This is a genomic window from Methylococcus sp. EFPC2 (assembly GCF_016925495.1).
In the GTDB taxonomy this organism is placed as follows: domain Bacteria; phylum Pseudomonadota; class Gammaproteobacteria; order Methylococcales; family Methylococcaceae; genus EFPC2.
Window position 1 is genome coordinate 2043725 of the sequence record NZ_CP070491.1, and the last position, 24538, is coordinate 2068262.

Consider the following 24538-nt stretch of genomic DNA (forward strand, 5'->3'; position numbering starts at 1 on the left):
TGATAGTATTACGTCACCCGCGGTCCATGCGGGGTTGCTGATATTTGCCGGCCTCGTGCCGGCATTTTTATGGTGTGGCCTAAGCGGCCTGTTGGGTACGGGCGGCTAGAAACGCTTCCAGGTCGCTTTTCCGGTACCGAACCATGCGTCCTACCTTGATGAACGGCAGGGGATACCGCTTGGTGGATCGCCAAACGGCCAGCGTATCCACGGCGATGCCGCCGAGATATTCACCAGCTTGCTGGGGCGTTAAGAGGATGTTGCCGAGAGGTTCGGCGGGGTTGAGTGCGGGGGTTGCGTGTGACATGGCTTAGGCCTCCGTTGCCTTCGAGTGATCCGAGGTCAAACATTAACATCCGCTGTTAAGCTTCGTCAACTTCGCGCAAACACCCAGTCAGGCTAGCTCTCGGCCAACTATTTCTGCTAAGGCTTCGTCGCGCCTACGCCGCCAGTGGTGCCCGTTGAACGTTCGGCGCTCCGGCTTGCCGCGCCTTCCACAAGTCGTAGGCGGCTTGCTGGGCTATCCATAGATCGGCCCGGCCGCCGTTCTCCGGCCCTAGCCAGCCTTCCAGGCGCAGCGCCATTTCGGGCGAGATCGCCGCGTGACCGTTCAGCACTCTCGACAATGCCGCGCGCGTCACGTTGAGCTGTGCGGCGGCTTGCGTCACGTTCAAGCCCAAAGCGGGTAGAACATCTTCCCGTAGCGTTTCGCCAGGGTGCGGCGGGTTGTGCATTCGTGCCATGGTCAATACCTCTCTCAGTGGTAATCCTGGTAATCGACGAGGATCGCGTCTTCACCTTCGAACGTAAACGTTACACGCCAGTTGCCATTCACCGAAATAGTGTAATGTCCGGCAAGATCGCCGGACAGCGTGTGTAACCCCCAGCCCGGTACGTTCATATCGGCTGAGCATGTGGCCGTATCAAGTCGTGCCAGTTGTCGCCCCAGCTTGGCGGCGTGGTGGGGCTGTATGCCGGCTTTGCTGCCTGTCTCGAAAAAGGCCTGAAGTCCTTTATGCCGGAAGGTCTTTATCATGCTTCAAGTGTATAGCGTAGCGTTGCAGTTATCAACCATTGTAAACGGTTCATCCTTTCCGCTTCTTTAACGGTACAACCTCGGCGGATTCTTTCAGCCCGCCAGCGGCCAGTATCGCACTGGTCGCACGCTCTACCGACTCCCTGACTGGATCCAAGTCCAGTTGTGCATAAACCGCCGTGGTGCTGGGCGACTTGTGATTCAGGCTCTTGCCTACGATGACCAGCGACGCGCCGGTCTTGGCCTGCCAACTGCCCAAGGTGCGGCGAAGATCATGAATGCGTAGATTGTCGATGCCTGCCCGCTCCAACACACGCGCCCATGCCTTCTTAGGCTCGATGAGATGCCCAGTCGCGCCCGTGCCGGGGAACACCCACGGCGAATCGCAGCCTTGCCGGCCCTTGAGAATTTCCACTGCTTCCGGGGTGAGGGTCACGGTCTGCGGTTCGCCGTTTTTCGTGGTCGGTATGCGCCACTCGGCACGCTTCAGATGGATATGCTTCCACTGCATTTCTTGGACGTTAGATCGCCGCGCGCCGGTCAACAATGCCAACAAGAAGAAGTCCCGCAGGGAGGTGTTCGGCTCATCGGCCAGTGCTTTGAAGAAGGCCGGCAACTCATCGGACAGCAAGAAGCGGTTGCGCGGGTTCTCGGGAAACTTATTAATGCCGTGCGCCGGGTTGGCTCCCTTGAATAGCTTCCGCTCCGCCGCGTAGCCGAACAGGCTGGACGCCAGAGCGATGACACGGTTCGCCGTGGTGGGGTGTTCCTTGCCTATTTCCGCGTGCAGTTTGCCAAAGTCCGTGTCTTTGAGCTGCGACAGCTTACGCTTTCCCCACTTGCCCAAGTACAGGCCGAAGTCATAGCGATACGATCGCTTGGTCTTCTCCGAAAGGAACGCGCCCCGTTTGTTGCGGCGATGCTGCAAGAATTCGTCGAACAGTTCTTGCAGGGTGGTTTCGGTCTTGAGCGCACGGGCGTCACTGTTCGGGTTGATTCCCTGGACGATCAGCGCATTCAGTCGAGCCACCTCCTTACGGGCCTGCTCGATGGTCATGTCGGGGAACTTGCCCAAGGTGACGCGCTCAGGCTTGCCGCTTATTCTGCGCTGGATAAAAAAAGTCTTGCTGGTACTGGTGACGCGAAGTTGAAGCCCGCCCGCGTTCTTGTGGGTGTCGTGATAGATGATGCGTTCACCAGCGCCGGCAGGTGGCAAGGCATCCAATTGCGGCTTAGTGAAGCTGAATCGAGTGGGGTCGTTCATGGCCTGCTCCGGCGTTGCGGGGTCGTGCTACATTGGTGCTACGCTTTCCGTGAAATTAAGGCTAAATTCGTGTAGCACCGTTAAGCTCAGAGTAGGCTAAACGTATTGATTTGTAAAGTATCGTTAAGGTTAATAAATCAGCAGAAAATAGCGGGCCGTCAAATTTGTAATCAGCCGGTCGCGAGTTCGAATCTTGTCGCCAGCTCCAATAAATTCAAGCCCTTACGAGCAATCGAAAGGGCTTTTTTATTGGTCTCCATAGATTTCTCCATAGAAATCAGGCGTTTTTTTGCTCATCTCACTCTTCTGTAGAGGGGCGAACTATAGGCAGGGATAGGTCGTAAATGTCGAGCATGGCCTCCTTTTTGTGTCCGCTGGCGTGTTGCTTGTAGGCCCGGGTTCCTGGCTTGTCGGCGATGCCCTTCCTTTTCAGGTCGTGCAATGCAAAGCGGTCTGCTTCAGCTTTCCCGCCGTCTGCTTATTCACCGTGCTGCAGCAGCGCGCTCGTCACCTCTTGGCGCGGATGGACGGTCGCGACTAAAGCGACGTGTGCGATAGGACGGCACTCAGTGGCCGGCCGTCGAGCGCTTTTGCGTTCCGGTCAGCAGGAAACCGTGGTCACTTTGGCGGCCTCTGACACCGCCCGCCGTCGGGCCGAGGCTGTCGGCCCAAGTCCCGCATCACCCCAAAACCCGGGCGTCAGTACAAGTAGCGCGGCTTAACTTAACCGTATTGAGTGGGTTAGGGGCAAGAAAAAACTTGGGGTTACCATATGCTGGCCTCCCCTCACTATTCGTCCAGCGCGCGGAACCAGTCGGTCAACTCGCGCGTGTCGCCCAGATCGCAGAGACGGCGGTCGATGGCGTCCTGGTTACCCCATACCACCTCGCCCCAAGCGCCGCCGGCCACGCGCGATTCGATGTCCTTGCAATAAAGTCCCTGGTCACGCTGGACGTAGAATCCGTACGTGCGGCACGCCACCGGGCGGTGAGCGTAGACCCGGCAGGCCCCTGCCGACCGGTCCAACAGCGGACAGACAATAGGGCGTGAGGATTGCTCGGCTAGTGCGGCGATCTCCTGGTCGATTTCACGAAGTTGTGCCGGGGGCAGCGCAGCCAGTCCCTCCCGCAGCAATTCCCATTCCGCCAGAGTGAGCCGCGGCACTTCGGCGAGCCGTCGGCAACAGCCGTCGCAGCCCAGGCGACATAGCCAATCAAGATGTTCGCCCCGGATGGCCCGTACGCGCGCTTCAATATCGGCTTGGATTTGGGAGAGTGTGTTCATCGTGCTATCCGGTCTCGCTATTTTAACCACGCTTTGAAAAACCTATTGAGGGAGCCCCTCGTTGTGGTGCCACCAGGAACGACTCCGGAACCCTGCTCGAACTCAATGTGCTATCCGGACGAGCCACCGGAGGTTGGTGTTGCGCAGCCGCCGGACCCGGCGTTCGGTTACGGAGGCCGAGCCTTGTTCCTCTGCGATCAAGCTTAGGTGCTCTCTTAGCCGTGATGAATCCCTGCCGTTTATCCGGACTCGATGACATCGAATTGCAGTCCGCTCGAGCCCTCGCCACGGCCCGGCTGCTTGCGCCGCCCGACCCACAAATGGCTTGAGCCGTTGCTCCACCGGACATATTGATAGGACCGGGTGACCCGCGAGCCCTCGCGAGGGACTTCCTCGTCATGCAGCAGCAGCTCATTGCCGGGGGTCAAGATCCGGCCTTGCGGTTCCTGCAAACCGTGCATGCCCTCGGTATCCACGTGCGGGAGTGCCGCACGCTTCAAGCGCATGGAGGTTCCCTTCCGCACCGGCAACAGCGGGACCCAATAGTCCGGCACGGTAGTGCCGAGCCGGTAGCGTAACGGCGCCCCGGACTTGCGTTCCACCGGGATCGCCTGATCCTGCCGGCTCAAGGCCTGCTGGTAGGCCTCGTAGCGATCCAGGGGGCGTCCTGCCGGACCCTGCACCACGCGTTCCACGGCCCAGGCGACGTTGGCCATCTCGTCACGCAGGAAGTGCACGTCTTCCAGGGGCGAGCCCTGGAGTCCGGCGCCCAAGGCCGGTGCCAGGAAGAACAACCGGGGATCCGCCTGCGACAGGGTGAAGGCCTGCCAGGGCGAGGGGGCCGGGTCGGTTTCGCTGGCATGGGGAAACAGCAGCTGCTCGCCGAAGCTGTTGGTGACGGTGAGCGAGCGGACCCGGCACAGGGAGCCGACGGCCAGTTCGAGGGGCAGCACGAACCAGTCGTTGCCGAACTCCAGGGCGAAGTCCAGCAGCAGGCGCCGCGCCGCATCGCCCGGCTGGGCCTCGATCCGGGCGAAATTGATGCGGCCGTCCTCGAACTCCCAGAAGCGTGGCGCGGGCATGCCGGGGTAATCCACCGGGGCGGGCAGAAAGGCCCGGCTGGACAGGACGAAGTCGGGGGCTGCACCCAGCGAGGCACCCGGCCGGCCGGTGAAGGCGTGCCAGTCGAGGCGGCCTTCCTGGTACTCCGGCGCCGCCAGCACCACTTCGCCGTCGGCCAGCGCGCCAGCCACCGCAAACTCGTATTCGATGCGCTCGGGAACCCACGCCTCGGCCTGTTCGACGGCCGGGCCGAAACGCTCCCCGTGCCAGGCCAGCCAGGCTTCGAGGGTGGCCTGCAAGCGGGGCCGGTCGGCCTCGGCCACGCCGCCGAACGGGGCTTGCTGGAACAGCTCCTGCCAGCGTCCGTCCGCGATCAGGGGGGCCAGCCGGGAACGCAGGGCGGTGCCGTCCACCACCCGGCCGGCGACCACGCCGAGAAAGGCGCGGCTGTCGCCGTCCGCCGCCGGGTCGGCCGGCGCCAGTCCGAAACCGGCCGCCAGCAGCGGGGCGCGCAGGCCGCCCAGGCCCGTGCCGGCCAGCAACCGCAGCAGGTGCAGGCCGGATTCGGCGGCAGCCCGCCAGTCGGGGATCCCGGCGGCGATTACCGGTTCCCGCTCCACCAGGGTCTCCAAGGGAAGCGCACCCGGCGCATAAGGCCGAGCGCCCAGCCCGGCGGCCTCGGAGCCGGGCCGATAGAGGCTCAGAGGCGCCGCTTCGTAACGGACCCGGGCGGCGACCGGCGAGCCGGCGTCCTCGCCCTGGAACTCCCCGAGCTGCCACTGGCGTGCCAGCAACCACAGGGGGTCGTGGATGCGCGCCTGCAGGCCGTCCCGGAGGTCCGGCGCATCGGTGCTGACGGTGATCTGTGCGGTGTTGGCCATGCTGCTACTCCGATATCCTAAAGGTTAGGCGCCGGCCTCTGGCCGCGCCCGGGTTCCAAGTTTGCCGGGTGCTGCTAGGTGCCCGGGCCGAAGTCGATTCCGGCAAGCACCACGGCCGATGCTTCCGATCCCTCCGGAGCGGCGTCCGCCAGGGCGGCGGCGACCTTGCCGACGCAGTCCCAGGTGGTGCGGCCGTCCCACAGGGTGAAGGCCATGCCGTCAACCGACTTGCCTTCCAGGTCGAGCAGGCGGGCCGGCACCTCCAGCCGCAGCCAGCACCCGGCCGGCGGCAAGGGGCCCATGGGCTGACGGCTGGCGCTGCCGTCTATCCCCCACGGCAGCAGATTTTCGCCCCAGTAGGCGCGATGTTCCCAATCGCCGGAATGCCACTGCAGCATCAGCTGGCGCGGCGGATCGCGCGGATCGAGATAGACGTGGGCGAACAGCCGGTCGCCGACGCCGATGGGCAGTGGCTCGGTGGCGCCGCGGAAAAAGTGCTGGTGCATGCCGGCGAGCCCCCGCGACTGGTGGGCGGCTCTGCCGGACAAGGGTTTCGGATCCAGCCGCACCCAGTTCCAGTCGTCGCCGCCGTCGGTCATCAGGATGGCTCCTTCCGGGAGCGCATCGTCGATCCACACCGTCTCGGTACCCGGCGGCGCCGCCGCCCGCAGCTTGGCCAGATCCAGGGTCTCCCGCAGCACGCCGGTCAGGCTGTCCAGGTCCCACACCGCGCGCCCGTCTGCCGGCACCGCCAGCAGCAGCGTCTGGGGCGGGGCGCTGTTGGGCTGGTCGTAGTGGAAGCTGAGGCCGGTGGTTTCCCGCTCGCTCGGCACCACCTCGGCCCATTCGTCGATCATGAGGCCGGCCAGCGCCTGATCGAAGTGCACCGGCGCCAGGGGGGCGTGGGCGACCAGCGACAGCCGGCCGCTGGGGAACGGCTGGCCTGGCGCCACCGCCAGGCCCACCCAGCGGTCGCCGGGCGCATAAGGGATTTGCCCCACTGCCAGCGCCAGCGCGGCGCTGCCCAGAGCTTCGCCGTAGGTCAGCGCCGTGCCGAGCCGTGCCGCCCCGTCGCGCACGCAGGCGAGGCGCTGGAACCAGCCGACCGCCGCCAGGGGATCGCCGCCCTGCAGCGTGAGGCTGGCGGCGAAGCTGGGGCCGAGCTCGGCGGCGTTGGCGGCGGACAGCCGAGGCAGGACCCGGAAATCGGCGCCGAATACCTCTTGCAGCCGGCCCAGCTCATGGTCACGGCGGGCTTCAGAGCTCGCCGCCGCGGCATCGAAGGCGGCCGTGCGCTGGGCGATCCGCTCCAGTCGGCGGGCGGCCTCGCGCGCCACCGAACGGCCCTGGGCGATCAGTTCGGCCACGGCGTCCGGGGCATTTCCCACCAGACTGACGGGTGCGGCGCCCTGGATGCCGAAATGGGCCAGGGCCAGCAGCGCGTCCCGCAGCGGTTCCGGATCGGTCGCCGGGGTAGCCGCATCGCTCGCGGGCAGTGCCGCTTGCAGAGTCTGCACGGCCTGTTGCAGCGACACGGCCGCGCGGTCGGCGCGCTGCGCCAGCTCCGCCAGATCCAGTCCCGCACCGGGGACCGTCCCCGGCGGCGCCAGGTCGCGGGCGTCGATGGGGCGGGCGCCGGCCAGCAGTTCCCGCACGGCCCGGCAGACCTCCAGCAATTCGCCGACGCTGACCACCTCCGCCCCCCACTCCGGCGCCCGCCCGAAGGCCAGGCGCAGCTCGGCCTCCGCCGGCACCGCGGCGGGCCGCTGGCGCATCAGCAGCAGCGCCAGCCGCTGTTCCAGCTCCGAACGCTGGGCCCGGTCGCCGCCAGTCGCCAGGTAGACGGCATCGAGGGGTGACAGCCGCAGGGCGGCCAGATCGATTTCGACCGCGTGCAGAAGGCGGTCGCCCTGCCGGTATTCGGCGCGGCAACGCACCCGCTGAGGCGGCGGCAGCAGCGCCGCAGCCCAGGCGTTGAGCAGCGGCTCGGCGCCGGCGCGCACCTGGAGCGCGTCGACCAGCCAGGCCGCCGGCGCGGCACCGGCGTCGGCGGGGAACAGCGTCACCAGCCGGTGGGTCAGCGCGCTGCCGGTACGCGGGGTCCGCATCACCTCCAGTTCCGGCGGCGGCGCTGCGCCACTGGCGATGGCGTCCAGGGTGGCGCCCGAACGGAGCGGATTGCCCTGCACGATCTGGTGGACGCTCTCCGCCACCACCGCGTCACCCACCGCGTCGACCAATTCATCCAACGCCCGCAGCCGGGCGTCGAGGGCCAGGAAGTCGGGGCTGCCGGGCGCGGGGAAGCCCAGCGCCTCGTCGCCGAACGGGATGGTGGTGGCATCCCAGGGCGTCTGCGGCAAACTCCGGCGCAGCGCCGCCTTCCAGCGGCGGTGCAGTTCCAGCCCGTCGACCACCTGGGTGGCGGCCAGGGATTCGAGAGCCTGCCGCCACTGCTTGTTGAGTTCGTCCGCCAAGGCGGAGCGGGCTTCCGCCAGGGCCACCTCGGCCGGCTCCTCCTGGTCGGCGAGCTGCTGGTCGAGGGCCTGCACCGCGCCGTCGTGCTCCGCCGCCAGCGCCCGCAGTGCGGGGATCGCATCGGCCCGGCCGGGATCGTCGAGCCGGGCGATGGCCGCCTGGGCCAGGCTGCGGGCATTAAGGCCGTCGGCGCCGGCGGCGAGCCGGGCCCGCAGCGCGACAGTCCTTTGATGGGCGACGCCCTGGGCGGTGGCGCGCTGCGATAACAAGGCCCGCAGCTGGCCTTCCCAGGGCGCCATCTCGGCATTGTCGACCAATTCGATCCGGTAGCGGGCGGTTCCCGTCACCCGGCTCAGCGGCTGGGTGCCGCGCTGTTCGGCGATGGCCTGGTCAAGGGTGGCGACGGCGTCGGCCGCTTCCTGCGCCTGCCGCTCGAAGGCGGCGATATCGGCGAGGTCCCGCTGGTAGCTCTCCCGCTCGGCCTCCACCTGAGCCAGCCGTTCGCGGGTCCAGCGCGCCCGCTGGGCGGCTTCCTCGCGCTGCCGGCGCAGGGCGTCGATCCGCTGCCGGGTCTGTTGTGCCTCGGCCAGCCGCTGGTAGGCCGCGGTCAGCTGGTCCCGCTGTTTCAGGCCGGCGAGGGTGCGAAAACGGTGGATGTAGCGATCCAGGCCCTGCTCGTGCAGCTCCCGCTCGAAACGGTAGCCCAGCAGGGCGCCCAGGGGCTGGCCCTGGCGGACCCCGTCCAGCAGCCAGAGGGCGCGGTGCACCCGCTGCGACGACAGGTCGACGGCGAACGGGCTGTCGTCCCCCTCGGCGCGCCGGGCTAGATAGCCGCTGCGCAACACGGCGATGGTGGCGGCCTGGGCCAGGGAGGGGGCCTGCACATGGCCCATGTTGGCGGGCGAGCGGTACAGCGGACCCCGCACCCCCTCCGGCAGCGGAACGACTTCCTGCAGGGGCGGTGCCGGCCGCAGATCTTCCAGCCAGCCGTAGCCCCCCAAGCGGATCCCGGTGGGTTCGTCGTGGCGCAGTTCGGCCAGGCGCCGCGCCGCCAGGGAGGTGGCCCAGGCATCCAGCCGGTAACTGGCGAGGTCCAGGGTCTCGGCCATGAGTAGCTGGCGGATCGCCTGCGGCAGGTTCCTGAGCGGGGCCTCGGCCGGTTCCGCCACTTGTTGCAACAGCCGTTCCTCCAGGGTCGCGGCGGACAGCTCGCGGGGTTCGCCGGCGGCGTCTTGCTGCTGCAGCCGGTAGCCGCAGCCGACTCCGCCGTGCCGCAGCATCTCGACCGGTTCGGCGTGGCCGGCCGCGCTGGCGGCGCCGGCGGCGAGCCGGGCCCGGCGCTGGCGGCCGCCCCGCCACCAGTCGGCCAGGCCGGTTTCCGGCGCCTGAGGGCCGGAACCGGTCCAGCGGGTCGTGACGGCGGCCGGCAGCACGCCGTAGGGCTGGTTACCGATCCGCAGGGTGGGCAGCGGGCCGCGCGCCCGCACATAGTCGGCGAAGTGGTCTCGCAGGAATTCCGCCGAACCGGCGCGGCTCAGCTGGCGCAGCAGCGGGCTGTCCACGATGCCCCACAGCGCCGCGTTGAACGCGCCGGCCTGAGCCTGTTCGCTGCCGTCCGCGCCCGCCACTCCGGCCAGGGCCGCCGCCGCCAGCCCCAAGGCAGCGGCGGCGAGGGCGCCGTCGCTGCCGGGCGGCGGTACCTGAGGCGGCGTGCCATAACCTCCCGCCTCGGCGTCCGCCCCGGCGCGGTAGCCGGAGGCAAGCTCGGCGGTATTGTTGGTCGGCAGGTCCTGGGCGATCAGCGCCAGGCCGTCGCTGTAGCGGTGGGCGTCGAGCAGGCCCGCGAGCCGGGCTGCCGAGCCGGCGGCGTCCAGGGAGGCTTTGATGCCCACCACCAGCAGCCGGTCCAGACCCTGCCGCGCCAGCTCGTCGCCGAGAGGAATCCGCAGCGCCATGCCGGCGTCTTCAGCGGCGGCGAAATCTACCATCCAGCGCATACCCTGGTCGATGGCGGGCATCTCGTCGCTTTCCAGGGAGTCCAGCGAAGGCGACGGGCCTACCGCCAGCTCGTCGCCGACGGGCTTGCTCCAGCCGGTGACCACCGCGGTCTCGCCGCGATAACCGATCGCCACCCAGCGATCCGGCAGCACCGCCGTGTGGGGGGCGCGGCTCCAAGCCGCCGGCCGGCGCGCCGGGGCGGCCGGCGCGGCCGGGTCGAGGGCGCGGGCGATCCAGCCGGCGCGGGCGGCGCCGAAACGGTCCGCCAGCTGGCGCCAAGCCGCCGCCCGGCTGGCGCCGGAAGCGACCTGCTGCCAGAAATGCCGGCCCCAGCTCTCCTCCTCCTCGGTCAGCCCCGGTTCGTGGCTGTCGACGTGGATGTCGTCGGGATAGACACGCACCCTCAGCTCCGTACCTCCCTGGGGCGCCGCGGCGAAGCGGGTCTCCAGGCGCACCGGCAGCAGCAGCAAGGGATGGACGGTGGCGACCTGGCCGGCCGTGGCGTCGGTGCCCAACAGCCGGGCAGTGGCGGCGTCCCGCCCGGCGCGGAATTCGTCGCGCCGGGGCTCGGTCTCCGCCAATGTTCGGCGGGCGACCTCGGCCGCCGTCTGGGTCCGGTTCAGATCGGCCAGAACGACGGCCTGGTCGGCCCGCAGCTGCTGGAGTTCGGCGCCGAGCTGATCGACCAGACGCTGGGCGTCGGCCGCATGGCGTTTCTGCGCGTTGTACTGCTCGGTCAGCTGCTGCAGCGCGGCCCGCCACTGGCGGCGCATTTCTGGGCTGGGCGGAATATAGTTGCCGTCTAAGGGTCTCATGGTGTCGGTCCCTCCTGGAGGGTCGTCCGGATTTCTTCCTCGAGCGTGCCGAGGCTCAGTTCAAGCTCGCGCAGGCGCGCCTGGGCGGCCGGCAGCTCGGTCAGGCCGATCCGGTCGATCCGACCGGCCAGTTCATCCCCCCGGGCGGTCAGTGCCGCCAAGGTCTCCTGCTCGATCTCGAACTGAACCCGAGCCCATTCGCAGGATTCTTCCAGGGCGGCGGCCTGGGCCGCCAACTCGTCGGCGCTGCGCTCGAGCGCCGGTCGGTCGAGGGGGTCGGCGGCGATGGCGCCGTTCCAGCGGTCGATCCGCGCCAGTTCCGCCTGCATCTGCTGCAGCCGCTGCCGCGCCTCCTCGAAGGCGGTTTGGGCGGCCTGCAGCTCGGCGTTCGCCGACAGCATCCGAACCTGCGCCGCCTGCGCTTCGGCGCCGGCCTGGGCCAGCGCGGCGCGGCCGCTGTCTAGGGTGGCATGGGCCGCCGCGGCCGCCGCCTTGGCCTGGGCCAGCTGGCGCTTGAGGGCCGCGATCCGCTGCCGCTGTCCGGCCCCGCCCGGCCGGCCGGGGAATTCCTGGTCGGGTTCCGAGGCGTCGAGAATCTCCTGCTCCAGGTCGGCGACATGGGCGTCGGCACTGGCTGCTTCCGCCTCCAGTGGGGCAATGCGGGCCTGGGCTTCGGCCAGCCGGGCCTGGGCCGCGTTCAACTGCGACAGGGCCGATGCGGCGGTCTGTTGAGCGGCTTGCAACGGCCCGCTGCGGGCGCTGACGGCGGCCTCGGCCGCTTGCAGTTCGGCGCGCCAGCGCGCCGTTTCTTGGGAGAGTTGGGGCATGGCGGATACTCCTCAGGCGGCGCCCGGCAGCCAGGTGCGGGCGTGGATGGCGACACGGAACGGCCGTTGCCGGGTGATGGCTGCCATGTGGGCGGAATTTCTTCCCCAGGGCAGGCCGTCGAGTTCCAGGCCGGCGAGCGGGCCGGCCAGGGACACATGGACGATGCGCTGCAGGGCGGCGGCGTCGGGCGCCAGATGCCCCCAGGCCAGGTCGGCCCAGTGGGCCGGCTGGCCGCCAAAATCGGCGGCGGCGTCCAGTCCGAAGCGCGGTTCGGTGGGCTGCTCCTGCAGCACGAAGAACCAACCGGGATGGCCACCGGCCGGGGCATCGGCGCCGCGCGCCTCCGGCGCTGTCAGAGGGAAGCCCAACAGAGTGACGTCGAGGGGCTGGCCGGCGCGAAACAGCGGGTGGCGCTCGGTGTCGCCCAGCTCGCGGCGCTGGCCGTCGGCCGACCATACCGCTTCCACGGCATAGACCACGGCGCGGGGATAGCGGCGCAGCAGATCGCCCCGGATCAGCAGGACCAGCTCGCCGGCGGCTGAGGCACCGTGTTCGCCGAGCCCGCCGGCGGGCTTCCAGGAACGCAGCTCGGTCATATCGTCGCGGCGTTCGCCGCCGGCGCCGCGGCGGTCCCAGAAGCGGCGGAAATAGCTGCCCTTGGGGTCGGCCGGATAGCCGCGCCACAGCAGTTCCCGGCTCAGTTCATGGTTGAGCCCGGCCAGGTAGGCTTCGATGAAGGCCTGGTTGGTCTTCAGCAGGGCGACGGTGTTGGCGGGCACCTGGTCCATGCCCGGCAGCAGGGCGTCCGGGAAATAATCGCGCATCGGCTCGTACATCGGCTGGGGAAACTCCGGCGCGAACCGGGGCAACTCGGTGGCCGGGATGTCCTCGGGCGAGCTCGGCGCGGCCAGGGCCCGCAATGCTGCGGAGGGCGCGCCGGCCCCGGCTTCGCCACCCAGCCGCTCCAGCCGTTTCGCCAGCGGGCCGCGGCTGCGGGTCAACCGCCGGTAAGCTGCGGAATCGGCCGCGTCAGCCACCGCCAAGGACACAGCCGGGCCGGGGCCGGCACTCGCCTGCCTGTCACGCAGGCCGGCGCCGACGGTCTCCGCGAGCTGGGCCCGCTTCGCCCGCTGGGCGTCGGCTTCGTGGCGGGCCAACTGGTCCCAGGCGGCCGCCATCAACGGTTCCTGTTCGTAACGGATCACCAGCGCCCCCAGGCCGGCGGCGACCCGGTGGCGCGGGTCCAGGTTCAGCTCGGCAAACCAGCGTGGCGTGGTGTCGGCGGCCGGCACCGCCTGCAGATCGGTATGGCCCTGGCCGTATAGCGGCGGCGCCAGCAGCGCCGGTTCGGCAGTGCGGTCGAGGACGGCGCGCAAGGCTTGCTGGAACGCGCCCCGTTCCGGTTCCTGCCAGGGCCGGGGGGCGGTCTTCGGGGTTTCCAGCGCACCGCCCAGATCCAGTTCGGCGCTGGGGGTCTTCGGCATGCTCCAGCCGGGATCGGACACATCCAAAGGACGCAGGCCGACGGTCGGCGGCGGCTCGCGCGGGACCAGGCGGCGGGCCAGGGCCTCGAAATCGCCGTCGGCCCCGGTGCCGAACTCCCAGTGGAAATACACCGGCAGCCGGACCGTCGCGGCGGCCAGGCTGGCGGGCCAGGCTGGTGTCAGTTCCTGTTCCTGGTCGGCACCGATCGCTTCTCCCAGCCCCGCCAGCCGGCCAACCTCGTAGGTCGGCACCAGGCAGGCGAGGTAGCGGGTGGCGGGGTCCAGCCGGCGCGGGCACAGCAGCCGCGACAAGGTCCGTTCCGGTTGCTCCTTGAGCACCTGCTTCAGGGTCGCGGGATCCAGCGCCGCGCTGCCGGCGACCACTTCGGCGTGGGCCCAGGCCCAGGACTCCGCAAGGTCGGGCAGTTCTTCCAGCGGGCATTCCAGCACCGGCAGCGGCCGGTCGGCGCCGCTGGCGAGCGTGGCGCGGTCCTGCCGTACCACCACCAGGGCGATCCAGGGCCGCAGCCGGCCATCGCCATCGGCCGCCGCGGGGGTGAACAGCCAGGGGAAGTCCGGACGGTCGAATTCGATCAGCGGGAAGTAGTTGGGCTCGAAATCGGCGGCGCCGGAATGGGGGTCGGTGCGGATCACCTCGCGCGCGTCGATGCCGGTCACGTCTCCCGGCGCGCAGATCTGCAAGGGCGTTTCGACTACCCGGGAGCCGTTGACGGTCAGCCGCATCGGCAGCGTGAGCCGGCCGGCGCTGGCCGGATCGGCGATACCGGCCAGCAGCCCCTGGCGTAGCCACGACAGGGTACGGTAGGCCGGGGTGGGGTTGTCAGCCATGGTGTAGCCTCCTGGGGAAGATGGGATCATACGGCCCGTTCGAGGACGCGGTAGCGGTTGGCGGGGTTGCGCCGGATGGGGGCCTGGGCCGCGGCGGCGTAGTCGGCCGCGGCAGCGAGTGCCGTGGCGGTGGGCGTGTAGGGCTCGACCTGGCGCTCGGTCGGACGGCTGGGATCGACGATCAGGGTCTCGTAGCGGATCGTGCCCTCCGCCACCTCGTCGTAGCGGTAGGCCAGTCCCTCGGTGCCGAAGCGCAGGCCCGCATCGCCCGGCTCGAAGGCGGGCCGGGCCAGCTTGTCGTCGTCGCTGAGGTCCTGGAACTGGGCCGGGGCGAAGGCTTCCTGCAGATAGCCAGCCTGGAGGGCGCCCGCCGCCGTCACCGTGAACGCCGTGGCCCCGCCCGCCAGGGGCGCGTTGCCGAAGCGGGTGAGGGTCCGGTTGAGGGGCAGCACCCGCTGGCGCACGCTCAGCTCGGCCAGGGGATGGAGCCGCAGCGCGGCCGATTCCCGGAGGGTGACGACGGCCGGCTCGCCGCGAGGCAAGGTGGCGCTCCAGTTGCGGCGGTCGCCGAGGGCCGCGGCCAGCAGCGCCAGGGCGTCCACCGGCGCCGGCAGCGGCGCCGGCCGGTCGTGGCCGAAGCGGTGGTCGAAGCCGATCTTGACCTTGAAGAACAGGATCTTGAAGGTGGCCTTGCCCCACACGTGCCAAGGCGTCGGGCCGGCCAGGCTGAGGTTCAGCCCCACCGCCATGAGGGTGCTGCGGCCGCGCTTGAGCGCCACCTGGGCGGCGATCTCGGCGACGAAGGCGAAGGGATCGAACTGGAACAGCGCATCCATTCCCAGGAAGCCGGCCAGGGTGAAGCCGGAGGCGGAATAGGCGAAGTCCAGGCGGCCCCCGAATTGCACGGTGTTGGAGGTCAGCGCCAAATAGGACTCGAAGCGCAGCTTGGGGTTGTCGCCGTCGCCCAGGCTCAGGGCCAGGCGCTGTAGGCGGGGAAAACCGGCCGGAACCGGATAGCGCGGATTGAAGCCGCCCACTGCCAGGATGAAGTCGGGATTGGCGCCCCAGCAGGCGCGCAGGGCCATGTCGCCGGTCAGCGCGAACTCCAGGAGTCGGGAGTCGTAGAGGGTGGCGTCCAGGGCGATCTCTTCCCGGTTGAAATCGATCAGCCCCACTGCGTCCATGCGCAGCCGCACCAGGGCATGATCGGCACTGGGCAGATCGGCCATCAGCCTTCCCAGCACGACCAACCGCACCGGTTCCGGCATTTCCAGGATCAGCGCCAGTTGCAGGGTCAACAGGGTGGGGGTGCCCCACTCGATTTGGGCCATGGGGCCGAACACGTGGCGGTTGCGGACCGGGGGAAACACCGCGCGCAGATCGCTGACGATCTGGGGAGCGTTGCGAATGGGATCGGGCGGGAACAGCAGGGAGCCCAGGGTGCCGCTCTTGAGGCCGCCGCGCAGCACGTCCACGGCGACGGTGCGGTGGATGCCCAGCAATCCGCCGAGGCCGGTGAGGGTGAAGCCGAAGCCCAGCTGGATCGGCGCGAAGCCTTCCGAGGCGATGAGGATCACCAGGGAATAGCCGGAGCTGCCGTCGGGCATGCGGGTGGTAAGGAGACCCACGGCCTTGACCGAGAGGGCCTCGGCGATCTCCAGCTGGAGCATGCCGGCATATTCCTGCTTGGCCGGATCGAACCGTAGGAAACCGCCGCCGGTGACGGTGGGGGCGTTGACCGCGACACCGATTGCGGTCGGGGAGACCGGCCGGATCGCCAGGTTGGCGGACCCAAGATTTCCGGGGCCCGGAACAATACCGGCCCGCACTCCGACCTGATCGAACGAGAGACTCACAGGACCGAGTCGAGCCGTGAGGCTGATCGCACCAGCGAACTCCACACTTGCGTCGCCGCAGTTCAGGCCGATGCTTAAGACATCGAGGGACAACGGCCCGAGCACGCGTCCTATCGCTTGTTCGAATTTCAAACCGGCCCGGCCATTCAACCGGACGCCGTGGCGATGCGACCAGGACAGACTGACATCGGCTTTGGCGACCAGGCTGCCATTGCCAGCCAAGTTGTCCAGAAGAGGGGGCCAATCGCCGGAAGACAGGGCCAATTCGCAGTCACAGAGCCGCAGGCTCAGTTCCGCATCCGTGCCGGCGCCCTCTACGCGCACCTCCAGTGCAAGCGCGAGGCTGGCCGCAGCGGCCCGGGCAGTGCTCGTGTCGAACAGGTTGACCGTGGTTTCGCCATTCGGTGGGCTGAGGGTCAGGTCGATCTGCACACCGGCTCCGGTCGGGGCGGTGCCTGCGATGGTCTGGTTCAGTCCGGTACGCAGGGCGGGGCTGACACCGGGCCGCAATACCAGTGCAAGACCGCTGCCGAGGTCGGCGTCGGCGGTGATTCCTAGGGACAGAGTCGAGGACAGGGGAATGCGTACGGTCGTCCCCCCGTCTGCGTAGGGTGCGAAACCCAAGCCGCCGTCGCTACCGCCGGGCGTCGTCGGGGGCAAGCCGAAAACCGAGAGGCCGGCTTCGGCATTCACCCGCGTGGACGCGCTGAGAATGGGGCAAAGCAATTGCAGCTGAGGCGGATGCGCGGGAGGCGTTCCTCCGTGCAGACGGCTCAGGGGCAGCGCCGGCAATTCGCGTCGCCGAACGTCCGCAGCAATGTGCTGCAGCACGCCGCCCAGCCGGACTACCAAGGTGTTGGCATCGTAACGGGCGGTACCCCAGCCGTAAGTGTCCCGCAGCAGCTTGGCGGGGTCGCTCAACAGCAGGGGAATGCGGTCCCAGTGGACGATGTGCCGGATGTGCTCGATCTGGAACCGCTCCGGATCGGCCGGATATCTTCGGAGCTCGAACCAACCGAGAGCAACTGCGATGTCGAACGCCGGCCGAGCGGCGACCGCAAGGGACTGTATCAGATACAGGTCGAGCAGGCGGGTGAGGAATTCGTCGCGGATCCCGGACCGGTCCAAGTATTCTTGGGGCGCCTGCAGATGTAGCTTGGTCAACTCGGCGAGCAGCGCTACGGCGGCTAGGGCGAGATCGCCCAAGGCCGCGGCCCGGTCCTCATCGGAGCTGGCCGTATCCGCTTCCAGCGTTGTCCAGCGGGCCAGCCCATCGCTCAGCCGGGCCATGTCCAGCCCGGCCAGGCCTATGTCGCTAACCGACGGCGGCAGCTCCCAGCCGAGCTTGGCCAAAATGAACTTGGGACCATCGGCCATCTTGACGATGGACCCGACCGCCGTGAGGGCCGAGGCCACTCCTGCTAGTAACCGCTGTTCGAAGCTCATCGCCGGAAGTCCTCATGTTCGGGGGATTTGCGCCAGCTTCCGGTGGAGAAATCGAAACCTCTCGTTCCGGAAATGGGCCGCACCACGGCGTCGTTGATTTCGAGACGGATGCCCAAGGCCGCCAAGTGCTTGCGCGGCGTATCCAGTGAACCCCCGTCCTCTTGCGGATATTCGAGCACGAAGCCGGGCAGTGGCTCGCGCCGCGCCGCCTTGATGTGTGCGAGCGCCTCCACTGCCTTGGGCCGCCAAAGGTCTCGCACCCAGTTGTAATTGGTACCGTGTGCGAGGTCCGTATGGTTGGGATCCGGCTTGCCGTGCGCATCGATGAGTCCGAGATGCTCTGCAAACAGACGTCGTCGCATCGTCTCCGCGAACGGGGTGGTCGCACCGGCTACCTCCGGTACCACGGAGAGATTGAGCTCCGCCGCAGTCGTTTCGCCGAACACGAGCGGGCTCAACAGCAGGTTGTAGTCGAGGGAGAGTCCGTCGAGGTTGGCCGATCCCACCGTGGCCCAAGCGTCGTCGACGACTGCGCCTTTGGCATGGATGTAAACCGGCGCGACCCAGGGGCGGGCATTGTTTGGGCGATTGCCGTCATAGCTCCAGCGGGTGAAGACGCCGACCCGGTCGCCGCCGGCTGCCCGCAACTGGGCAATGCGCAGGGCCTGCCGGCGTGGATAGAACGGTACGTCCGGCTTGATCGGTACCACCAGGATCAGTTCGAGATTCGGCTTCTTTTTGAGGACTTCGACGAGACCGTCGGTAATGACCGAATCGGTGAAGTATTGGGTTTCCAGATAGATGTAGTGTCGGGCGGAGGCGAAGGCGCGTAGGTAGGCCTCGAGGATGCCTTTCTCGCTGGTGCCACCCAGTTTTGCGAAGCGCTGCCCGCTGAGCGTGCGGATCACCTGTACCTTGGGCCCGTTTCCTGCTTGGGCCGTCAGCGGCGGCATTTCCGGGATTTTTTCCAATTCCGGCAGATCCTCGTTCCAGAAGAGCCGGAAGGTGTCATACAGATCGCGCACGGCAGGGCCAGTCACGGCGACGCTCAGGTCGTGCACCATGTCGTCGGTGTTGGCGCCCCGGTGCGGATCGTCGATGCGGTGGCCGTAATAGTCGAAGTAGCGCTGAGTGAAAGGCGAACCGACCACCACCGCCCGCTGCTCGTCTGTGATGACCATCTTGCAGTGCAGCACGCCATTGTCCGGCGCCGCTTGCCGGAAACCGCGCACGGCGATCGGGTGGGTCGTCGCTTCGACGTATTCCGTGGCTATGCCGAAGTAGTGTCTGGCCTCGTCGACGTCGGTGTTGTTCTGGAGTTTTATCTTCACCACCACGAATTCGACGAAGTAGGCGACCACCGTGAGTGCCAGAGCGATGGGAAAGATGGCGAAGCCAACGCCCATACAGGCGGCCAGCAGGTTGACGCCACCCACGCCGAGGCCGGCGGCGAGGGGGGTAAGCACCGCCAGCCAGAAGATGCCCTCGGGCCAGCTGAGACCGGGTTCGTTGAGCAGTATTCGAACCGTCTTGCCACTCCTGGCGGCATCGACGAGCAGCCGTTCGGGGCGAGCGTCGCTACTCAGCAAGGTCTCCCCGCGCGGTACCGCCGGCGGTTGATTGCCGGTCAGATTGGGATCATGGGGAATGATCGGTGGGTCGTGCCATGCTCCTTCGGGTGTGTCCAGCCACCGCAGGAACTTGAAGATCAACTGTGGCGGTTCCTCGCTGCTGTTGCGTTTCGGCTCCGGGAGCGCGAAGAACAGCTGCGTCATATTGATGGAGCGGGTTGCCGAGCGGATATCATCGGCGATGCGTCCGAACGCCTCGCTGCCGTCGACCAGGAGTTCCATGTTGTTGCCCGAGGATACCATTTCCGCCTTTCCGGTAAGCTGGGTGACCAACAGTCCCTCCTTATCGGCGCGCCGAATCTGGATATCGCCGAGTGCGTGGATGGCGATGGTGCCGGCAAGTTCCCGATCCTTGATCAGAGGCCGTCGCACGTCGTCAACGACGCGGAATCGAAAAGAAACGAGGGGCTGGTCGGGTATGCCAACCAGATCCGGCACTTCCAGAGTAAAACGCCCTTGCTCGTCGGATTTGGCATCCTTTGCATTCAATTGCTCCTGAGTTAGCAGCCAGTCTCCCAGTGCCTCTACAGTGAGATTCGGCAATGGTGTCCCGAATTCGTCTATGACGCGGCCCGTAACGGTGCTCACAATTGCCTCCTTTGCCGGATGGCTCCCGGCATTTGTGATCGGAAAAGTCGCGGCATGGGAGCCGGGCCCGAAGGAAGCCCGGCGCTGAACCCAAGTCCTAAGTTGCGCCCTAAGAGCCGTCGACATGGGTACCCGGGGTAGGAAGACCCATCCCCCGCTCCTCAATCCGTGATTCAGGCCATCCATCGCATTTGTTCAAATGGATTTCCGAGGTTCGTCTCGACCGACGCGTTCGGAAATTCGTCGGTAGCGCTCGTGCCGCCGGGAAACCGCGATTTCCGGCGGCGTACGCTGACGGCCTGGGTGGACTGCTTCAGCGGTCTGCTAGAAATAGACCAGCGAAGCCGTGCATCTGAGGTCGATGTATTTCGAGGGATTGACCACGCCCTCGAAGACCTGGGGGCTGAAGGGGGTGTGGACCGTGGTCAGGATGAGCTGGCTGTTGAAGGCGACCGGCTGCCGCCCCAGCGCGATGTCGGGGATGATCACCGACGCATGCTTGAGGTAGAGGTCGGGGATGTGTTCCAGGGTCACTTCCCACAGGTCGCCGACCAGGGTCGGCTCGGAGGTGAGTTCTTCCCTGTCGAAGCGGTAATTCCTCGTGCCCAGCTGGAGCTGGAGCGTCGTTGCCGCCGGGAGGATGCCCGGCTGGGTGTCGCTGCCGATGGTGAGGGTGAGGCTGGCATTCCTGCCGCTGCACTCGTAGTAGTTGGGGTCCTGAGCCGCGCCGGCGGCGCCGCTCAGGCCGAGTCCGATTACGCTCGCTCCCAGCAGGGACAGTGTTTTCATAGTCATTTCAGTGCTCCTTGGTTCCGATGTCCGCGAAGGCGATACGCCCCGATGCAGCCCGGGCCGTTCGCAGCCGGGGCAGGGCCGAATCGGCCGGGTTCGCCTTCGTTCCAAAGGGCTTAAAGCCCGTTCCTTACCTGCCCGTCGAATCGGCGCCATCCTGCGGACGGCCCCGCTCGCGGGGCAGGGCCGTATTTGGCCTCATTAACGGAACAGAACACCATGTCATATTTCACCAAACCACTGTGACAAATTTACCTCGGCGGTCAGCGTCACCGCGGGGTTGGCCGGCGTTTCCCGTTCGAACGCCAGTGCCCGGGCCTGGGCTGCCTCACGCTTGCCGGCGGCGAACAAGCCCTTGACCGCAGAATCCATCCGCTCGGCTTGCTGCTGCATCGTTTCCATGGCCTGCCGAGCGACGATGGGCGTCTAATCCCGCAACGGCACCGTTTTCAACACGGCGAGGTCCGACGGAATGAGCGAGCTGGGGTTAGACCCTGTTGTAACGCAAGGCACGCGCAACGTTTTCAGTCGACTCCAGCAACGCGTGCCATGGGATTGGGAACACGCCGGCCATGCGAACTCCGGCCGCGCGCTCATGTCGCTCGACGGCAAGCTTTTCATCGCGACAACGGATAACAAACGCTAGCGGCGGCATCCTGCCGGATGCTGACATTGTTTGGTGTGAAATTGGCGAAGCAAATGATACCGTCGCGATAGCCGGCAGCGGGGATACGCTTTATTGCATCACCAGCGATAACCAGCTCTGGTGGCGGGATCCCGTCGAGACAGATGCGAGTCGGACGTCGATCGGGACGGGACCCGCTGGGGGAAGGCGCTCGGTGTAGCGGGCAATATGGTCTATGAGCTAGAAAAGACAGACAGGCCCATGGGCATCCGGTGTTGGAACGCGAATCGCCATATCAGTTGGGCGGTCTCCTCCGTTGCGAGTGCTGTGGCGGCAATATCGTCGTCCTGGGAGGACGTACGGCTGTGTCGGGCAAGCGGGAAAAAATCTACTCCTACGGCTGCTCCACTAATCGCAATCGCGGTTCCACGGTCTGTCCCAATAACAACCGAGCGCGCATGGATGAATTGGATCGATTGGTGATCGCGACGACTAACCGAAGCGTGTTGACACCCGAGGCCGTCGGTTACGTGATCCAGCGTGCCCATGAGCGGCTCAGCGAGTGCATGAAGACGCAAACGAGCCAACGCCCGGCGCAGATCCAGCAAGAACTCAAGCCACTACAACGGGAATAGGACAACTTCATGACCGCCATCGCCCAAAGCTTGGCCTCCGCTATGATCGTGCAAGAAATCAGGCAGCCAGAGGCGCGGATGGCTCAACTCCGGGAGGGGCAGGCGCAAGTGGCTACCATCGATGATACATCCATCGATGGGCAACGTATCCGGGCACTACTGAGAGACGGCATGCGTAACGTGAAAGCCTTGCTGCAAGGCGATGGCCCAGCGCGCGGCGGGCCTTGAAGGCTTTTCTGAAAGGCCCCGTCCGCTGCCAGCCTATCGTCCTCGATGGCACGAAAACACTGGCGTTGGAGGGTGAAACGAAACTGGGGGCAGTGCTGCCCCCGAGTTATATCAATATGGCGTCCCCACGGGGATTCGAACCCCGGTCGCCGCCGTGAAAGGGCGGTGTCCTAGGCCTCTAGACGATGGGGACTTAGGACGGTAAGTCGTTGGTGGAGCCAGGGAGGATCGAACTCCCGACCTCTACAATGCCATTGTAGCGCTCTCCCAGCTGAGCTATGGCCCCAAGCGACTTGAGCTGTGCATTCTACAGGCCTAATCCTTACCTGTCTATCCTTTTTTTGAAATAAATTGGATAGCCTGCTCGATTCGAGCCAACGTCTTGGTCCGACCGAGCAATTCCAAGGTGATATCGATAGGCGGCGATACGGTGCCGCCGCAGACCGCCACGCGCAAAGGTTGGGCAACGGCGCCCATTTTGAGTTCGCGCTCCGCCGCCAAGGCCTCTATCTCGGCATGGATGGCCGCCTTCTCCCAGCCCATCAAAGCCGCGAGCCTATCCTTCAATGCGGCGAGGATCACCGCACTGCCTTCGGTCAAATGCTTTTGCGCAGCTTTGTCGTCGTATTTGTCGAAGTCCCGATACAGAAAAGCGCTGGCCTGTGCCATGTCCACCAGAGTCTTGTTGCGCTCCCGTTGGGCGACGACCACGTCCACCGGGTCCGGCCCTTCGGTCGGATCAATGCCGAGCTGCCCCAGATGCCAGCGCAAATGGTGAGCGACATGTACCGGATCGCTGTGCATCAGATAGTGATGATTCAGCCACAGCAGCTTGTCGGGATTGAAGCTGGAAGCCGAATGATTGATGGCGTCGATGTCGAAATATTCGATCATCTCGTCCAGCGAGAACACTTCCTGGTCGCCGCGCGACCAGCCCAGACGTACCAGGTAATTGATCACCGCCTCGGGCAGATAGCCTTCGTCGCGGTATTGCATCACGCTGACCGCCCCGTGCCGCTTCGACAGCCGCGCGCCGTCCGCACCCAGTATCATGGGCACATGGGAATAGATCGGCAGCGCGGCCCCGAGAGCCTTCAGGATGTTCATCTGCCTGGGCGTGTTGTTGAGATGATCGTCGCCACGGATGACATGAGTGACCCGCATGTCCAGATCGTCCACGACCACCGAAAGGTTGTAGGTCGGCGAGCCATCCGGGCGCGCGATGATGAGATCGTCCAGTTCGGCGTTCTGTATCACCACCCTACCCTTCACCTGATCGTCTATGACCACCTCGCCCTCGTCCGGATTGCGAAAGCGAATGACCGGCTGCACGCCATCCCGCGGCTCGGTGCGGTGGCGGCAGCGGCCGTCGTAGCGCGGCTTTTCCTTATTGGCCATCTGCCGAGCGCGCAGATCATCCAGTTCCTCCTTGCTGCAATAACAGGGGTAGGCGTGGCCTGAATCGAGCAATTGCTGGATGACCTCCTTGTAACGGTCGAAACGGTGAGTCTGATAGAAGGGGCCTTCGTCATATTCCAGGCCCAGCCAAGTCATACCTTCCAGAATGGCGTTGACCGATTCGACCGTGGAGCGTTCCAGATCGGTATCTTCGATACGCAGGATGAAGGTGCCGCCGTGCTTGCGCGCATACAGCCAGGAGAACAGCGCGGTGCGCGCACCGCCGATGTGGAGATAACCGGTGGGGCTGGGGGCGAATCGGGTACGGATACTCATGGGAAAGTTCGACGGATACTTGAAAAAAGGCCGCCATGATAGCAAAACGTACCGCACGCTTCAGAGCGTGCCATGCCACCCAACGCCGGAGCAACGGCTGTTTTTCGCTATCCATATGCGGCATCATGGCCTCATGAACAGCCTGACCGCCAACGCTCCGCCCGCCGCGCTCAATCCCGAGCACACCAATCGGCTGCTGCGTCACTGCATGGAAGAATTGCGTTCCGAAAACATGTTGTTGCCGACCCTGCCGGACATTTCCCTGAAAATCCGCAAGGCGATCAACGATGAGAAGGCCAACAATGCCAAGATCGCCCGAGTGGTGCAGATCGACCCCGCCATCACAGGCCGATTGATCCATATCGCGAACAGCCCCCTCTACCGTGGACGCAAAAAGATCGAAAGCTGTCCCGAGGCGCTCACCCGCCTGGGCCTGAAGGCGGCCCAGCATTTCATCACCAGCTTCGCCCTCAAGGGCGTATTCGTCGCCAAGTCGGCCCGCATCCACAAACGCATGCAGGATTTATGGGCGCATAGCAGCTATGTGGCCGCCATCAGTGCGGTACTGGCCCACAAGACCCGCGGTTTCGATCCGGATCGGGCGATGCTGGCAGGCTTGATCCACGACATCGGCGTGGTGCCCATCCTGACCTTCGCCGACCGGCATCCCGACCTGATCGACAGCCCAGAACAGATCGACGAAACCATCCAGGCCTTGCGCGGCGATATCGGTCTCACCGTGATACGAAAATGGAACTTCCCCGACGACTTCGGAACGGTCGTCGCGGAGGCGGAAAGTTGGTGGCGTGATCACGCCGGCGACGCCGACTACACCGATCTGGTCATACTGTCGCAGTTGCATAGTTTCGTCGGCACCCTGCAGGTACACAAAAATCCGCGCATGGACGAGATACCGGCCTACCGCAAACTGATACCGCAAGAAGCCGACGCCGACCTCAGCCGCGATGTGCTTGGCCTGGCCAAGGAAGACATCTTCCAGATTCAGCAGATGCTGACCAGGTAGGGG

Annotated in this window: 17 protein-coding genes, 2 tRNA genes and 1 pseudogene; 4 read left to right on the plus strand and 16 right to left on the minus strand. The window is 66.4% G+C overall.

The genetic code is table 11. The annotated features are described in order from the left end of the window. Window positions 1–79 precede the first annotated feature (79 nt). The 13 genes from JWZ97_RS08580 to JWZ97_RS08640 all read right to left on the minus strand — a co-directional run bounded on the left by JWZ97_RS08580 (window position 80) and on the right by JWZ97_RS08640 (window position 20691). Window positions 80–307 carry a helix-turn-helix domain-containing protein gene (locus tag JWZ97_RS08580; protein WP_205434343.1) on the minus strand — a complete coding sequence of 76 codons (228 nt, stop codon included), beginning with the start codon at window positions 305–307 and terminating at the stop codon, window positions 80–82. A 133-nt stretch (window positions 308–440) separates the two neighbouring features. Further along, window positions 441–743: a HigA family addiction module antitoxin gene (locus tag JWZ97_RS08585; RefSeq protein WP_205434344.1), complete on the minus strand. Its 303-nt coding sequence runs from the start codon at window positions 741–743 to the stop codon at window positions 441–443. Window positions 744–757: 14 nt separating this feature from the next. After that, complete coding sequence (locus JWZ97_RS08590; RefSeq protein ID WP_205434345.1) at window positions 758–1036, minus strand: type II toxin-antitoxin system RelE/ParE family toxin; 279 nt, start codon at window positions 1034–1036, stop codon at window positions 758–760. 49 nt (window positions 1037–1085) lie between these two features. Beyond that, a complete protein-coding gene (locus JWZ97_RS08595) occupies window positions 1086–2300 on the minus strand; it encodes a site-specific integrase (protein WP_205434346.1) in 1215 nt (404 codons plus the stop codon). Between the two features lie 789 nt (window positions 2301–3089). Next, the gene (locus JWZ97_RS08600) at window positions 3090–3584 is read right to left on the minus strand and encodes a YkgJ family cysteine cluster protein (protein WP_205434347.1); all 495 of its coding nucleotides are present in this window, start codon (window positions 3582–3584) and stop codon (window positions 3090–3092) included. Between the two features lie 239 nt (window positions 3585–3823). Next, window positions 3824–5527 (minus strand): hypothetical protein, encoded by a 1704-nt coding sequence (locus JWZ97_RS08605; RefSeq protein WP_205434348.1) that lies wholly within the window; start codon window positions 5525–5527, stop codon window positions 3824–3826. Window positions 5528–5601: 74 nt separating this feature from the next. Next, a complete protein-coding gene (locus JWZ97_RS08610; RefSeq protein WP_205434349.1) occupies window positions 5602–10815 on the minus strand; it encodes a hypothetical protein in 5214 nt (1737 codons plus the stop codon). Beyond that, window positions 10812–11642 carry a hypothetical protein gene (locus JWZ97_RS08615; RefSeq protein WP_205434350.1) on the minus strand — a complete coding sequence of 277 codons (831 nt, stop codon included), beginning with the start codon at window positions 11640–11642 and terminating at the stop codon, window positions 10812–10814. Before JWZ97_RS08615 ends, JWZ97_RS08610 begins: the two co-directional genes overlap by 4 nt. Window positions 11643–11654: 12 nt before the next feature. Beyond that, window positions 11655–13976: a hypothetical protein gene (locus JWZ97_RS08620; RefSeq protein WP_205434351.1), complete on the minus strand. Its 2322-nt coding sequence runs from the start codon at window positions 13974–13976 to the stop codon at window positions 11655–11657. A 26-nt stretch (window positions 13977–14002) separates the two neighbouring features. Next, complete coding sequence (locus JWZ97_RS08625; RefSeq protein WP_205434352.1) at window positions 14003–17278, minus strand: DUF6603 domain-containing protein; 3276 nt, start codon at window positions 17276–17278, stop codon at window positions 14003–14005. Next, window positions 17275–19497 (minus strand): phospholipase D-like domain-containing protein, encoded by a 2223-nt coding sequence (locus tag JWZ97_RS08630; protein WP_205434353.1) that lies wholly within the window; start codon window positions 19495–19497, stop codon window positions 17275–17277. Before JWZ97_RS08630 ends, JWZ97_RS08625 begins: the two co-directional genes overlap by 4 nt. A 324-nt stretch (window positions 19498–19821) precedes the next feature. Further along, window positions 19822–20292, minus strand: a complete 471-nt coding sequence (locus tag JWZ97_RS08635; protein ID WP_205434354.1) for a hypothetical protein — start codon at window positions 20290–20292, stop codon at window positions 19822–19824. Between the two features lie 219 nt (window positions 20293–20511). Then, window positions 20512–20691, minus strand: coding sequence for a hypothetical protein (locus tag JWZ97_RS08640; protein ID WP_205434355.1), 180 nt, complete (start codon window positions 20689–20691; stop codon window positions 20512–20514). 495 nt (window positions 20692–21186) lie between these two features. Between JWZ97_RS08640 and JWZ97_RS20335 the strand changes: the two are divergent. From JWZ97_RS20335 to JWZ97_RS08650, 3 genes and pseudogenes are all read left to right on the plus strand, one after another. Next, window positions 21187–21342, plus strand: a pseudogene (locus JWZ97_RS20335) (recombinase zinc beta ribbon domain-containing protein); the annotation flags it as partial. A gap of 30 nt (window positions 21343–21372) precedes the next feature. Then, window positions 21373–21549: a hypothetical protein gene (locus JWZ97_RS20045; RefSeq protein WP_240342550.1), complete on the plus strand. Its 177-nt coding sequence runs from the start codon at window positions 21373–21375 to the stop codon at window positions 21547–21549. A 9-nt stretch (window positions 21550–21558) separates the two neighbouring features. Further along, on the plus strand, window positions 21559–21777 hold the full coding sequence (locus tag JWZ97_RS08650; protein ID WP_205434357.1) for a hypothetical protein: 219 nt from the start codon (window positions 21559–21561) through the stop codon (window positions 21775–21777). 117 nt (window positions 21778–21894) lie between these two features. Here the strand turns inward: JWZ97_RS08650 and JWZ97_RS08655 are convergent. The 3 genes from JWZ97_RS08655 to gltX form a co-directional block, all read right to left on the minus strand. Further along, window positions 21895–21970: transfer RNA gene (locus JWZ97_RS08655), tRNA-Glu, on the minus strand. 17 nt (window positions 21971–21987) lie between these two features. Beyond that, window positions 21988–22063: transfer RNA gene (locus JWZ97_RS08660), tRNA-Ala, on the minus strand. A 44-nt stretch (window positions 22064–22107) separates the two neighbouring features. Then, window positions 22108–23511, minus strand: coding sequence for a glutamate--tRNA ligase (gltX, locus tag JWZ97_RS08665; protein WP_205434358.1), 1404 nt, complete (start codon window positions 23509–23511; stop codon window positions 22108–22110). Window positions 23512–23644: 133 nt separating this feature from the next. On the opposite strand from gltX, the gene JWZ97_RS08670 reads away from it, so the two are divergent. Further along, a complete protein-coding gene (locus JWZ97_RS08670) occupies window positions 23645–24535 on the plus strand; it encodes an HDOD domain-containing protein (protein WP_205434359.1) in 891 nt (296 codons plus the stop codon). The last annotated feature ends 3 nt before the right edge of the window (window positions 24536–24538 follow it).